The sequence below is a fragment of the Halomonas nitroreducens genome, from assembly GCF_003966155.1.
Lineage (GTDB): Bacteria > Pseudomonadota > Gammaproteobacteria > Pseudomonadales > Halomonadaceae > Halomonas > Halomonas nitroreducens.
On the sequence record NZ_RXNS01000026.1, the window covers coordinates 1 to 13287 of the forward strand.

Annotated in this window: 10 protein-coding genes and 1 pseudogene; 9 read left to right on the plus strand and 2 right to left on the minus strand. The window is 69.8% G+C overall.

All coding sequences use genetic code 11. The features are described 5' to 3' along the window. Together EKG36_RS19240 and EKG36_RS19245 are read right to left on the minus strand one after the other, a co-directional pair. Positions 1-265, minus strand: a pseudogene (locus tag EKG36_RS19240) (transketolase); the annotation flags it as partial. A 199-nt stretch (positions 266-464) separates the two neighbouring features. Continuing rightward, the gene (locus EKG36_RS19245; RefSeq protein ID WP_126486897.1) at positions 465-1154 is read right to left on the minus strand and encodes a GntR family transcriptional regulator; all 690 of its coding nucleotides are present in this window, start codon (positions 1152-1154) and stop codon (positions 465-467) included. 89 nt (positions 1155-1243) lie between these two features. Between EKG36_RS19245 and EKG36_RS19250 the strand changes: the two genes are divergently transcribed. The 9 genes from EKG36_RS19250 (at position 1244) to EKG36_RS19290 (ending at position 13273) form a co-directional block, all read left to right on the plus strand. Continuing rightward, complete coding sequence (locus EKG36_RS19250) at positions 1244-3298, plus strand: TonB-dependent receptor family protein (RefSeq protein WP_126486898.1); 2055 nt, start codon at positions 1244-1246, stop codon at positions 3296-3298. Positions 3299-3377: 79 nt separating this feature from the next. Continuing rightward, positions 3378-4535 (plus strand): ABC transporter substrate-binding protein, encoded by a 1158-nt coding sequence (locus tag EKG36_RS19255; protein ID WP_246007573.1) that lies wholly within the window; start codon positions 3378-3380, stop codon positions 4533-4535. Further along, positions 4532-5599, plus strand: a complete 1068-nt coding sequence (locus EKG36_RS19260; RefSeq protein WP_221766123.1) for a FecCD family ABC transporter permease — start codon at positions 4532-4534, stop codon at positions 5597-5599. Before EKG36_RS19255 ends, EKG36_RS19260 begins: the two co-directional genes overlap by 4 nt. Beyond that, on the plus strand, positions 5599-6360 hold the full coding sequence (locus EKG36_RS19265; protein WP_126486900.1) for an ABC transporter ATP-binding protein: 762 nt from the start codon (positions 5599-5601) through the stop codon (positions 6358-6360). Before EKG36_RS19260 ends, EKG36_RS19265 begins: the two co-directional genes overlap by 1 nt. Before the next feature lie 190 nt (positions 6361-6550). Further along, positions 6551-7771, plus strand: a complete 1221-nt coding sequence (gene metK, locus EKG36_RS19270; RefSeq protein ID WP_126486901.1) for a methionine adenosyltransferase — start codon at positions 6551-6553, stop codon at positions 7769-7771. A gap of 115 nt (positions 7772-7886) precedes the next feature. Beyond that, complete coding sequence (ligB, locus tag EKG36_RS19275) at positions 7887-9575, plus strand: NAD-dependent DNA ligase LigB (RefSeq protein WP_126486902.1); 1689 nt, start codon at positions 7887-7889, stop codon at positions 9573-9575. Between the two features lie 71 nt (positions 9576-9646). Further along, positions 9647-11056, plus strand: coding sequence for an adenosylhomocysteinase (gene ahcY, locus EKG36_RS19280; RefSeq protein ID WP_126486903.1), 1410 nt, complete (start codon positions 9647-9649; stop codon positions 11054-11056). A 46-nt stretch (positions 11057-11102) separates the two neighbouring features. Next, on the plus strand, positions 11103-12278 hold the full coding sequence (locus tag EKG36_RS19285) for a GGDEF domain-containing protein (protein ID WP_126486904.1): 1176 nt from the start codon (positions 11103-11105) through the stop codon (positions 12276-12278). Between the two features lie 332 nt (positions 12279-12610). Beyond that, positions 12611-13273, plus strand: a complete 663-nt coding sequence (locus tag EKG36_RS19290; protein ID WP_126486905.1) for a glutathione S-transferase family protein — start codon at positions 12611-12613, stop codon at positions 13271-13273. Positions 13274-13287: the final 14 nt, after the last annotated feature.

Genomic DNA, 13287 nt, shown 5'->3' on the forward strand with positions numbered 1-13287 from the left:
TCTGCAGCTCCTCCAGGCCGAGCTCGTAGCCGGACAGGTGCAGCAGCGAGTAGAGCAGCATGGAGCCGTGGCCGTTGGACAGCACGAAGCGGTCGCGGTCGGGCCAGTGCGGATCGGCCGGGTTGTGCTGCAGATAGTCGTTCCACAGTACCTCGGCGATGTCGGCCATGCCCATCGGGGCGCCGGGGTGGCCGGAGTTGGCCTTCTGGACGGCATCCATGGACAGGGCGCGAATGGCATTGGCCAGTTCGAAACGGGACGGCATGGGGGTCAGCTCCTCGCCTGCGGCAATAGTAGCAATGACACGGTCGGGCCAGGGGGTGGCCGGACGTGGATTCTGGCTGGGATGCGCCGCGAGACGCGAGCGGCGCGGTCAAAGTCGGTCGCTTATTGTCGCCGAGATGGGCCCGGCCTTCAAATGCGGGCTCCTGGCGGCGCCCCTCCCCGTGATGGATTGGCGCCAGTTATCGTTCATTGACCGGCATTCTCCTCGCTCGGTCGGCCTGGTCCGAAGCCACTGCCCGAGTGCGCTGCTGCCAGGCGGTGAGATGGCGGTGGATGGCCCCCTGAAGGGCGACGGGGTCGTCCGCCTCCAGTGCCGCCAGCATCTCGCGATGCTCCGCGAGGCTCCGAGCCACGCCGCCCGCCTGCGGCCATCCCGGCCCCGCCCCGCGCAGGCCCTGCTCGCGCAGCCAGTTGACCTGGCCGGCCAGGACCTCGTTGCCCGCGAGATCGGCCAGGGCGCGATGGAAGGCATGGTTGGTTATCGCCATGGCCTCGCCGTCCAGGGCCTCCGCTGCCTTCTCGAAGTCATCCAGCGCCTGGTACGCCGCGGTGAGCCCCGCCGGCGTCTTGCGCGCCATCATCAGCGGCACCAGGGCCTGCTCGATCACCAGGCGCGCTTCGGTCAGCTCGCGGCGTTCCGCCTCACTCCAGTGGCGCACCCGATAGCCTCGGTTGGGTATGTGCTCGATGATGCCCAGCTCAGCCATCCGCTCCAGTGCGCCGCGCACCACGAAGCGGCTGACGCCATAGTGCTCGGCCAGAGCATCCTGGCGCAGCCAGCTGTCTGCCGGGTAGCGCCCGCCGCTCATGCCCAGGCGTAGTTGCTCCTGCAGCCAGGCTATCTCGTTGCTACTCGTGATCTCCGTCATGGATTCCTCCGGCAAATTCCCTTGCAGATTGGCGCCAATTATATATCATCTCATGCGTTTTTGATAATCATTACCAACAAGGATACGGCATGCTTTCCCGCTTCCGGCTCGCGCCACTGACTGCCGCCCTGCTGGGCGCTTCCCTCAGCATCCCCCCTGCCTGGGCGGTGGAGGAGCTGACTCTCGACACCCTGGTGGTATCCAGCGATTGGCTGGGGGCCACCCAGGCAGATCCCCGCACTACCCCCGGTGGGCGGCAGTCCCTAGGGGAGGAAACTCTGGAGGCAGGCGAGGTGCGTAACCTCGAGGATGCCCTGGCGCGAGTACCGGGGGTGCATGTCCAGGACGAGACCGGCACCGGTATCCTGCCCAACATCGGGGTGCGGGGCCTCTCGCCCCGGCGCAGCGAGCGGGTGCAGATCCTGGTCGACGGCATTCCCGCGGCCCTGGGGCCCTATAGTAACATCGGCGTCTCGCTGTTCCCCGTGACCTTGTCCACCCTGGAGCGCGTGGACGTGGTGAGGGGGGGGGCCGCGGTCCACTATGGCCCCAACAACGTCGGCGGGGTGCTCAACTTCGTCACCCGTGGCATCCCCTACGAGGCCGAGACTCAGCTGCGCGAGCGGCTGACCGTGGATGAAGCCACCGGTCATGTGCTGACCGATAGCTACATCCGGGCCGGCGGGCAGGTCAGCGAGCGGCTGGGGCTCCAGGTCCAGGCCAACCTGGTGCGTGGCGAGGCGGGCCGGGAACATAGCGATACCGAGGTCGACAACTTCATCGTCGACGGCGAGTACCTGATCGATGACGCGCATTCGCTGGCCGGCCAGCTGCAGTATTATGGCGTCGACGCCGAGCTCCCCGGGGCCCTGTCCCCCGAAGCCTTCGAGCAAGATCGCAGCGACTCCCAGCGTCCCCACGACCGCTTCGAGGCCGACACCTGGCGGGGGCACCTCACCTGGCGCTGGCAGCCCAACGAGGACGTCGACTTCAGCTGGCGTCACTTCGGTCATCACAGCGATCGCACCTTCTGGTTCGGCCAGAGCCTGGGCACCGGCTTTCACTGGGCCGATCCGGCGGCGCCCACCACCCATGTGGCCGACTCGCCCCGCCCCTTCCGTGTCTGGGCCAGCGAGCCGCGCCTGGCCCTGCGCCGCGGCGACCACACTCTGATGCTCGGGGCGCGCTACCTCGAGGAGAGTGTCGACTTCGACGTCAACCGCCGTGAACTGGCCACCGGCACCACCAGCGAGGTGCGCCGCTGGGATTTCGAAACCCAAGCCGTGGCGGCCTACGTCAGCGACACCTGGCGGCTCGGTGACAGCGGCTGGACGCTGACGCCGGGGTTGCGCTATGAACATGCCGAGATGGACTTCGCCGATGCCCTGGGCGGCGGCGAGGACGACAACCTCGCCGAGGAATGGCTGCCGGGCCTGACCGTCGGCTTCGAAGCCAACGATGCCTGGTACCTCTTCGCCACCAGCCAGCGTTCCCTGACCCCGGTGCAGCTGGCGCAGGTCACCAATCCCGGTGACGTCGCCAACGAGACGGCCTGGAACCACGAGCTGGGGGCGCGCTACACCGCAGGGGCCTGGCAGGCCGAGGCCACCGGCTTCGTCATCGATTATGAGGATCAGATCGTCAAGCAACCAGACAACAGCCTCAAGAACCTGGGCCGCACCCGCTACCAAGGGCTGGAGGCTCGCCTGGCCTGGGCGCCGGTCGGCGAGCCGCTCAGCCTGGAGGGGACCTGGACCTGGCTGGACACTGAGCAGCGCGACGGCGAGCATGCCGGCAACGAGGTGCCCAATGCACCGGAGCATCTGCTCAACCTGCATGCCGGCTGGACCCAGGGCGACTGGACCTGGAACCTGAATGGCCGCTATGTGGCCGAGAGCTTCTCTGATGCCGCTAACACCGAGGAAGAAACGGCCGACGGGAGTGCCGGTGAGCTGCCCGACTACTGGCAGGTGGACACCAGTCTGGCCTACCGGCTACCGGTGGCCGCCGACGCTAGCCTGACCCTGGGAGTGCACAATCTCACCGATCATGATGCCTTCTTCCGCGGGGTGGACGTCAGCCCCGTGGGTCGGGTGCCATTGCCCGGCCGCGCCTACAGCCTCGGTCTGGACGTGACCTTCTAGGCCTCCCGAACTCGCCCCGCACACGGCCAGCCGCGTGCGGGGCATCCTCATGTCAGCATCACCTGTTTCCGGAGTCGCGATGCCCTCCCTCGTTTCGCCCCGCTCGACGCGCCGCCCTTCCCCCCTCTGGCCGATGCTGGGGTGGTGGCTAATGTGGAGCCTGCTGTCCGGGAATGCCCTGGCCGACGAGGTCACGGTGACCGACCTGGCCGGCCGCGAGGTCACCATACCCCACGGCGCGGAGCGGGTGATCCTCGGCGAAGGCCGCCTGCTCTACACCCTGGCGGCCCTGCGCCCGGAGGCCCCCTTCGCGCCTCTGGTGGGCTGGCGGGACGAGCTCAAGCGCTTCGACGGCGACGTCTGGGCTCGCTATCAAGAACGTTTTCCCGAGGCGGCGTCCCTGGCCACCTTCGGCAAGGCCGCCAACGGCGAGTTCAGCCTCGAGCAGGCCCTGGCCCTCGAGCCCGATGCCATCGTCTTCGATCTCGCCGCCTGGCCCGCCCTGCGCGATGGGCCGACGCTTCCGGTGCTGGAGGCGGCGGGCATCCCGGTGGTGTTCGTCGACTTCCTGACCGAGCCGGACCGCCACATGGCGCCCAGCGTGCGTCTGCTGGGTCGGCTGTTCGCCGCCGAGGCACGGGCCGAGGCCCTGCTGGCCCTGCGTCGGGAGAGCCTGGAGGCCGTTGCCGACCGGCTGCCCGCCCGCCGGCCCCGGGTGCTGATCGAGACCGCCGCCGGTCTGCATCCCGACTGCTGCCGCAGCGTCGGCGACGACAACCTGGGGCGGGTGGTGCGTCTGGCTGGCGGCGACAACATCGCCGCGGCGCGCATCCCCGGGGTATTCGGGCGGCTGCATCCCGAATGGGTGCTGGCCGAGGACCCCGAGGTCATCGTCATGACCGGCGGCGACTGGCAGGCCATGAGCGAAGCGGCGGTGCCCATGGGCTATGAGGCCTCTCCCGGGGCGGCTCGGGCGGCCATGCGTGGGTTGACCGAGATGCGCCTGGGCTGGCGCGAGCTGTCGGCGGTGCGTGAGGGACGGGTGCATGGGCTCTGGCACCAGTTCTACAACACGCCCTACCAGTTCGTGGCCGTGCAGCGCCTGGCCAAGTGGCTGCACCCCGAGGCCATGGCCGACCTGGACCCCGAAGCCCTGTGGCGCCGCCTGCACGATGACTTCCTGCCGCTGTCGGCGGAGGGCGCCTTCTGGGCATCACTTGACGAGGAGACCCGGTGAGCCTCGAAGCCGTCACCGACCCGGCCGGTGCTGCCATGGCCGATGGATTCCGCCGCCAGGAAGCCCGGCATCGCGCCTGGGTGCTGGGGGGGCTGGGCCTGCTGCTGACGGCCCTGGCCGCCGACCTGTTGCTGGGCCCGGGCAGCCACTCGCCAGGCGAGGTGCTCCGGGCCCTGTGGTACCCGGCCGAGGCCAGCCCCCTGGTGCGCATCACGGTGTGGCAGATCCGTCTGCCGACGGCCCTGCTGGCGATACTGTCCGGTGCCGGGCTGGCGGTGGCCGGGGCCCAGATGCAGACCGTCCTCGACAACCCCCTCGCCGACCCCTTCACCCTGGGGCTGGCCTCGGCGGCGAGCTTCGGCGCCGCCCTGGCGGTGGTGGCCGGTATCAGCCTGCTGCCCCTGGCGGGGCACTTGGCCGCCGCGGGCAATGCCTTCGTCTTCAGCCTGCTGGCCGCTGGGATGATCCACCTGCTCAGCCGCTTGCGGGGTGTCGGCCTGGATACCCTGGTGTTGCTGGGGATTGCCACCATGTTCACCTTCAATGCCCTGCTGGGCCTGCTCCAGTACCTGGCCTCGCCGGATGCGCTGCAGCAGCTGGTATTCTGGTCGCTGGGCAGCCTGGCGCGACCTTCTGGCCTCAAGCTCGGCCTGATCGCCGCGGTGCTGATGGCCTGCCTGCTGCTCAGCCAGCGCCTGGGCTGGCAGCTTGGCGCGCTGCGCCTTGGCGGCCTGCAGGCCCAGGCCATGGGAGTGCGGGTCGCGCCGCTGCGTCTGGGCATGTTGGCGGTCATGGCGTTGCTGACCGCCGTGGTGGTGGCGGCGGTGGGCACCATCGGCTTCGTTGGCCTGGTGGCCCCGCACATGGCGCGCCTGCTGGTAGGCGAACAGCAGCGCCATTTCCTGCCGCTTTCGGCGTTGTGCGGCGCCACTTTGATGTGTGTTGCCGATCTGGCCAGCAAGCTGGTGGTGCCGGGCCTGGTACTGCCCATCGGCATCGTCACCGCCCTGGCCGGGTTGCCGGCCTTCTTCCTGTTGATCCTGCGTCGCCGGAGATCGCTCTGATGGCCACCGATACCTTGTGGGTCAGCCGTGTCAGCCTGGAACAGCGGCTGGCCATCGACGCCACCCTGGTCGCCCCGGCTGGTAGCATTACCGTGCTGCTGGGCCCCAATGGCGCCGGCAAGTCGACCCTGCTCAAGGCTCTGGCCGGCATCGAGCCGGCGAGGGTGCAGGCGAGCCTCGGCGGGCATGACCTGATGGCACTGCCCGCGGCCGAGCGCCGCGCGGCCCTCTATTACCTGCCGCAGCTGGGCGGTAACCAGGCGGCGTTGAGCGTGCACGAGGCGGTACTGCTCTCGCTCAAGACCCTGTATCCCGGTCGCTTGAGTGATGAGGACCTGGCGAGGGTCATGGCGGCGCTGGCCGCCATGGGGCTCGAGGCCCTTGCAGGGCGGCGGCTCGCCAGCCTGTCCGGGGGGCAGTACCAACGGGTCGCCATTGCTCAGGCGCTGGTGCGCCGGCCCCGGGTGTTGATGCTGGACGAGCCCACCAGTGCCCTGGACCTGCACCAGCAGCTGCGGGTGCTGGAATGGTTGCGTCGTGAGGCCGATGCCGGCCGTACCGTACTGGTGGCACTGCACGACCTCAACCTGGCGGCGAGGTTCGCCGATCACTGTTGGCTGCTCAAGGACGGGCGCTGCCAGGTGGCGGGTGAGGCGGAGGCGTGTCTGACCGCCGAGCATCTGGAGAGACTCTTCGCAGTTCGCCTGGCCGTGGAGACCGGATCGGATGCCCGACCCCGCATTCAGGCCCTGGGACTGTGAGGCTGCTCGTCCGCTCTCGCTGGGCGGCCCGATGCGCTAGGAAGGGTCGCGGCGAGGGTGTAGAATCCGCCCCCAGCCGGCCCGCCCGGGCCCCGGCGCGATGCGCCGCTGTCCCGCGGCGGGGCCACACCGTTATCCTGGCTTCGAGCCCAGACGCCGTCATCCCACCATGTAGAGGGTCGAGGACGCCATGAGCGAATACTCCCTGTTCACCTCCGAGTCCGTGTCCGAGGGACACCCGGACAAGATCGCCGACCAGATCTCCGATGCGGTGCTCGACGCCATCATCGCGCGGGACAAGAACGCCCGGGTGGCCTGCGAGACGCTGGTCAAGACCGGGGTGGCCATCGTCGCCGGCGAGATCAGCACCTCTGCCTGGATCGACCTGGAGGACCTGGTGCGCCGGGTGATCCTGGATATCGGCTATACCTCCTCGGACGTCGGCTTCGACGGCGAGACCTGCGGCGTGCTCAACCTGATCGGCAAGCAGAGCGTGGATATCGCCCAGGGGGTCGACCGCAGCAAGCCCGAGGACCAGGGCGCCGGCGACCAGGGGCTGATGTTCGGCTACGCGACCGACGAGACCGACTCCTACATGCCGGCCCCGATCCACTATGCCCACCGCCTGGTGGAGCGCCAGGCCGAGCTGCGCAAGCACGGCCTGCTGCCCTGGCTGCGCCCGGACGCCAAGAGCCAGCTGACCTTCCGCTACGACGAGCACGGCAAGCCCTGTGGCGTGGACGCGGTGGTGCTGTCGACCCAGCACGACCCGGACATCGACCAGGACGAGCTGCGCAAGATGGTCAAGCGCGAGATCATCGAGCAGGTGATCCCCACCGAGTGGCTCAGCGAGGCGACCCACTACCACATCAACCCCACCGGCAAGTTCGTCATCGGCGGCCCGGTGGGCGACTGCGGCCTGACCGGGCGCAAGATCATCGTCGACACCTACGGCGGCATGGCCCGCCACGGCGGCGGCGCCTTCTCCGGCAAGGATCCCTCCAAGGTCGACCGCAGCGCCGCCTATGCCGGCCGCTACGTGGCCAAGAACATCGTCGCCGCCGGCCTGGCCGAGCGCTGCGAGATCCAGGTCTCCTATGCCATCGGCGTGGCCGAGCCGACCTCGGTGTCGGTGAACACCTTCGGCACCGGCAAGATCAGCGACGAGCGCATCGTCGAGCTGGTCCGCGAGCACTTCGACCTGCGGCCCAATGCGATCACCCGCATGCTCGACCTGCTGCATCCCATGTATCGCCTGACCGCGGCCTATGGCCACTTCGGCCGCGAGCCCTTCGAGACCAGCTACACCTGGACCGACACCCAGGGCGAGCAGCACACCGAGACCTTTACCGCCTTCCCCTGGGAGAAGACCGACCGCGCCCAGGCGCTGCGCGACGCTGCCGGGCTGTGAGCTGCGCCGACATCCGGCGTCGCTGATCTCGCACGTCATTTGAGGGCCCCGCCCGGCATCGCCGGGCGGGGCCCTTTGCTAGGGTCGAGGCAGATCCCTGCCGGGAGCGATTCCCATGCGTCGCTGTCTCGCCGCCTGCCTCCTCTGCGTCTGGTCCCTGCCGCTGCTGGCCGCCTGCCCGGACTGGTCGCCCGGCCGCGCCGAGCGCGAACTCGCCGCCCTGCATGCCCGCCTCGAGGCCTGGAACACGGCCTACCGCCGCGACGGCAGCTCGCCGGTGAGCGATGCCGTCTACGACCAGGCGAGCGCTCGGCTCGATACCTGGCATCACTGCTTCCCCGGGCTGGTGCCGGCCTCCCCACCCGCCACGACCGGCCCGGCCGGCGAGCTGGCCCATCCGGTGGCCCAGGCCGGCCTGGCCAAGCTTCAGGGGCGTGACGCGGTGCAGGCATGGCTGGCCCGCCGGGAGGATGTCTGGCTACAGCCCAAGGTGGATGGCGTGGCGGTGACCCTGGTCTACGACCGGGGGCGGCTCGCCCGCGCCATCAGCCGCGGCAACGGCCGCTCGGGCCAGGACTGGACGGCGCGGGTGGCGAGGCTGCCCGCCGTTCCCGGGCGGCTGCCGGCCGGGGCGCCGGCGAGGGTGGTGCTGCAGGGCGAGCTGTACCGGCGCCTGGAGGCTCATGTGCAGGCAAAGCGGGGCGGCATCGGGGCGCGCAGCACAGTGGCGGGCTGGCTGGCGCGGGATCACCTCGCGGCGGAACCGGCCCGCCGGGTCGGGCTCTTCGTGTGGGGCTGGCCCGATGGTCCCGCGACCATGCAGGCGCGCCTCGCGGGCCTCGCCGCACTGGGCTTTCCCGACACCGCCCGCTGGAGCCATCCTGTCGCCGATGCCGACGAGCTGCATGAATGGCGCCAGCGCTGGTACCGGGGCCCCATGCCCTTCGCCACCGACGGGGTGGTGCTCAAGCAGGGCCACCGCCCGTCGGGTCACGACTGGCGCCCCGCGCCGCCGGATTGGGCGGTCGCCTGGAAGTATCCCCCTCGGGAGACGCTGGCGGCGGTACGCCATGTGGCATTCCGCATCGGTCGCACCGGGCGTATCACCCCGCTGCTGCAGCTGCGGCCGGTGGTCCTCGACGGGCGCACTATCCGGCGGGTCGCCGTCGGCTCCCTGGTCCGCTGGCGGCGGCTGGATATCCGCCCCGGCGACCGGGTGGTCATCGCCCTGGCCGGCGCCACCATCCCGCGCCTCGAGGGCGTGGCCTGGCGGGCCGCCGAGCGCCCTGCCGTGTCGCCTCCGGATCCGGCCGCCTACCACGCCCTGAGCTGCTGGCACCCGACGCCAGGCTGCGAGCAGCAGTTCCTCGCGCGCCTTGAGTGGTTGGCCGGGCCCGAGGCCCTCGACCTGCCGGGGCTGGGGCCCGGCACCTGGCACGCCCTGGTCGAGGCCGGGCTGGTTGGCGGGCTGCTCGACTGGCTGGCGCTGGCCCCCGACACGCTGCGCCGGGCGGAGGGGATCGGCAAGGTGCGGGCCGGGCGACTGGCGGCGGCCTTCGCCGCGGCTCGCCGGCGCCCCTTCGCCGCCTGGCTCGAGGCGTTGGGCGTGCCGCCCGGTTGGGACGTTGGGGCGACTGCGGACTGGACGGCCCTGACCCGGCGCCGCGAGGCGGCCTGGCGTGCGCTGCCCGGCCTGGGGCCGGTGCGCGCCGCGGACCTGCGTGCCTTCTTCGACCATCCCGAGGTCAGGCGCCTGGCACGGCGGCTGGCGGCAGCGGGGATCGACGGCTTCCGGACGCCCTAGCGTTGGTTGTCCGCTTTTCCCGCTGCCTCCTATAGTGAAGGTCACGTTTTTCCCCGGGAAAGAGGTGACGCATGAACCAGCCCGTCGTATCCGCGCCCACCGCCACGGACTACAAGGTCGCCGATATCGCCCTGGCCGATTGGGGCCGTCGCGAGATCCGCATTGCCGAGACCGAGATGCCGGCGCTGATGGCGATCCGCGAGAAGTACCACGCCGCCCAGCCCCTCGCCGGGGCACGGATCGCCGGCTGCATCCACATGACCATCCAGACCGCAGTGCTGATCGAGACGCTGATCGACCTCGGGGCCTCGGTGCGCTGGTCCTCGTGCAACATCTTCTCCACCCAGGACCACGCCGCTGCGGCCATCGCCGACGCCGGCATTCCGGTGTTCGCCTGGAAGGGCGAGACCGAGGAGGAGTTCTGGTGGTGCATTGGCCAGACGGTGGAGGGGCCGGAGGGCTGGGTGCCGAACCTGGTGCTCGACGACGGCGGCGACCTCACCGCGCTGCTGCACGACAAGCGCCCGGAGCTGCTCGACGCCGTCCACGGCATCAGCGAGGAGACCACCACCGGTGTGCACCGCCTGCTGGAGATGTGGCGGGAGGGCTCCCTGCGGGTGCCGGCGATCAACGTCAACGACGCCGTGACCAAGTCCAAGAACGACAACAAGTACGGCTGCCGCCACTCGCTGAACGACGCCATCAAGCGCGGCGTCGACCACCTGCTGGCCGGCAAGCAGGCGCTGGTGATGGGCTATGGCGACGTGGGCAAGGGCTCTGCGGCCTCGCTGCGCCAGGAGGGCATGATCGTCCGCATCGCCGAGATCGACCCGATCTGTGCCATGCAGGCCTGCATGGACGGCTTCGAGGTGGTCTCGCCCTACCGCGACGGCCTCAATGCCGGCCTGGAGAGCATCGACCACGAACTGCTCTCGCGGATCGACCTGGTGGTCACCGCCACCGGCAACATCGACGCCTGTGACGCCGCCATGCTCGAGTCCCTCAAGAAGGGCGCGGTGGTCTGCAACATCGGCCACTTCGACAGCGAGATCGATACCGCCTACATGCGCCGCCGGTGGCACTGGGAGGAGGTGAAGCCCCAGGTGCACAAGGTCTACCGGGACAGCGAACCCGGGGACTACGACCCCGACAGCCGCGACTACCTGATCCTGCTCTCCGAGGGGCGGCTGGTGAACCTCGGCAATGCCACCGGGCATCCCTCCCGGGTCATGGATGGCTCCTTTGCCAACCAGGTGCTGGCGCAGATCCACCTCTACGCGGGGCGTTTCGCCGAGCGCGCCGAGGACAAGCGGCGCGAGGCCCTGGGCGTCAGCGTGCTGCCCCGGCACCTCGACGAGGAGGTGGCACGCTACATGGTCGAGGGGTTCGGCGGCGTCGTCACCCGCATGAGCGAGGCCCAGGCCGAGTATACCGGCGTGCCGGTGGAGGGGCCCTACAAGCCCGATGCCTACCGTTACTGACCAGCCGGTCTCAGGGGTGGGCCTGTGCCCGCCCCGGGAGGAATTCGTGTCGCAAGACCGGCAGGCAAGGCTCTCGGCAGAAGAGTGCGAGCAGCAGGCACGCCTGAATGCCGCCCTGATGGCCTGCGGAATCATCGGCCTGCTCTGCTACCTGCCCTTCGACTACTGGATGATCCCCGAGCGCTGGCCGGCTCTGTGGGCCGGTCGGCTGCTGGTGGTGGGACTGCTGGCGCTGTGCCTGGCCTGGCAGCATCGCCAGCCCGCGCGCAGCGAACGGGCGCTGCTGGTGGCGGCCCTGGGCACCACGCTGTTTCTCGCCTGGGGGGCCGCCCAGATCACGGAACCCTACGCCTTCTTCTTCTGGAATCAGAGCCTGGCGGTGGCCATGTTCATCCTCCTGCCGGTGGTCTCCGTGTGGCGTCCGCGCTGCATGCTGTTGCACAACGCCGTGATGCTGCTGGCCTACGGCCTGTGTTTCGTCCTGTGGAGCCCCTTCGACCTGGTCGAGCTGATGCGCCTGGGCGGCGTCTTCCTGCTGATCGGCTGGCTGATCTCGCCGCTGCTCTCCCAGGTGCGCTATGGCATCTTCCATCGTACCGCCGCCCTGAGCCATGCGCTGCGGGAACGCAATGCCGAGCTGACCGCCGCCAACGAGGAACTGGCGGCCCATCAGCAGGAGCTGACCTACCTGGCCAACTTCGATGCCATGACCGGGCTGGCCAACCGCCGCTGGGGGATGACCTTCCTGCGCGAGAACCTCGACGATTGCTACCGCAAGCGCTGGCCGCTGTCCCTGTTGCTGGTGGACATCGACCGTCTCAAGGTCGTCAACGACAGCCGCGGGCATGCCAGCGGCGACCGGCTGATCTGCCACGTGGCTCGGGCCATCGCCGGCCAGCTGTGCAATGGCGAGCTGGCCTGTCGTCTGGGCGGCGACGAGTTCCTGGTGATCATGCCCGACGCCGATGCGGCCGAGGCCGGCGAACGGGCGGGTCGCCTCTCGGCGGCACTGGAGTCAGCGCGGCTCGAGAGCGACCCGGAACTGGTGGCCACGGTCAGCGTTGGCGAGGCCACCTATCGGCCTTGGCAGGAAGGGGTGGCGGACATGGATGCCCTCATCCAGCGGGCCGACAGTGCCATGTACAGCTGCAAGCGGCATAGCCGGCAGCATCCTCGCGCCAGCGGCGCGGCTCCCCAGCGCGCCCGTCGCCGGGGCGATTAGCCCAGTCACGGCAGTGACACGCGATCGCCATGGTGGCGTCCCCTCGGCGCCGGCAGGCCGCCGATCAGCGTCACCGGCTGAGACTCGGCGGATGCCACCTGGGTCGCCTGGCCGCGCGCCACGAAGCCGGCGAACAGGGTGTCCCGCCCGCTCGTCCTGCCGGGCCACGTTTTTGACCAGGCAGACCAGCGGCCAGCTGACGCCCTCGCCTCGACGATGGGGCTCTCCCAGTGATCGCGGCGACAGCATGGCATGACGTCACCATCTGTTCTTGAACATATGCTGTGGCGGTCTAGCCTGCCATCATCCCCCCTTGTAACAGGATCCTCGACATGACCGCTTCCGTGCATATCGTCGGCCCCCAGTTCAGCACCTTCGTGCGCAGCGTCCAGCTGTGCTGCGAGGAGAAGGGCATCCCCTACACCCTGGGTGCCGAGGTCGATGGTCGACCCCTCAGCCTGCACTCCCCCGAACACTACGCCCTGCATCCCTTCGGCAAGCTCCCGATCCTGCTCCACGGCGAGCGGCGCCTGATCGAGACGCCGAGCATCTGTCGCTACCTGGATGCCGCCTTCGACGGCCCGCCGCTGCAACCCGGCGATCCCTGGTCGCGGGCACAGGTCGACCAGTGGACCGGGATCCTCGCCCTTTACGTGGATCAGGCCCTGGTGCGTCGTTACCTGCTGGAGTTCGTCTTTCCCCAGGGCGAGGGCGACACCGTGCGCCAGGAGGCGGTCGCCGCCGCCCAGCCGGAGGTCGCGCGCCTGCTGGGCCTGCTCGAGGGACAGCTGGCTCAGGGCGATTACCTGGTGGGCGCCGCCTTCAGCATCGCCGACGCCATCGCCGCGCCGATGCTCGACTACCTGCTGGGCTTGCCCGCCGCCGAGGCCTTCCTCGCCGAGACCCCGCGGCTGGTGGCCTACACGCAGCGGCTGCGAGAACGCCCCGCGGCCCAACGGGTCCTGGTGACGCCGGACCTGGGCCGTGCCTCCTAGTCGCCCGGCCGCCG

Bases quoted from the DNA above. Each gene is read 5' to 3' on its own strand.
- EKG36_RS19255 (WP_246007573.1), top strand. From the start codon at position 3,378: ATGCCCTCCCTCGTTTCGCCCCGCTCGACGCGCCGCCCTTCCCCCCTC.
- EKG36_RS19265 (WP_126486900.1), top strand. From the start codon at position 5,599: ATGGCCACCGATACCTTGTGGGTCAGCCGTGTCAGCCTGGAACAGCGG.
- EKG36_RS19245 (WP_126486897.1), bottom strand. From the start codon at position 1,154: ATGACGGAGATCACGAGTAGCAACGAGATAGCCTGGCTGCAGGAGCAA.
- ahcY (WP_126486903.1), top strand. From the start codon at position 9,647: ATGAACCAGCCCGTCGTATCCGCGCCCACCGCCACGGACTACAAGGTC.
- metK (WP_126486901.1), top strand. From the start codon at position 6,551: ATGAGCGAATACTCCCTGTTCACCTCCGAGTCCGTGTCCGAGGGACAC.
- ligB (WP_126486902.1), top strand. From the start codon at position 7,887: ATGCGTCGCTGTCTCGCCGCCTGCCTCCTCTGCGTCTGGTCCCTGCCG.
- EKG36_RS19250 (WP_126486898.1), top strand. From the start codon at position 1,244: ATGCTTTCCCGCTTCCGGCTCGCGCCACTGACTGCCGCCCTGCTGGGC.
- EKG36_RS19290 (WP_126486905.1), top strand. From the start codon at position 12,611: ATGACCGCTTCCGTGCATATCGTCGGCCCCCAGTTCAGCACCTTCGTG.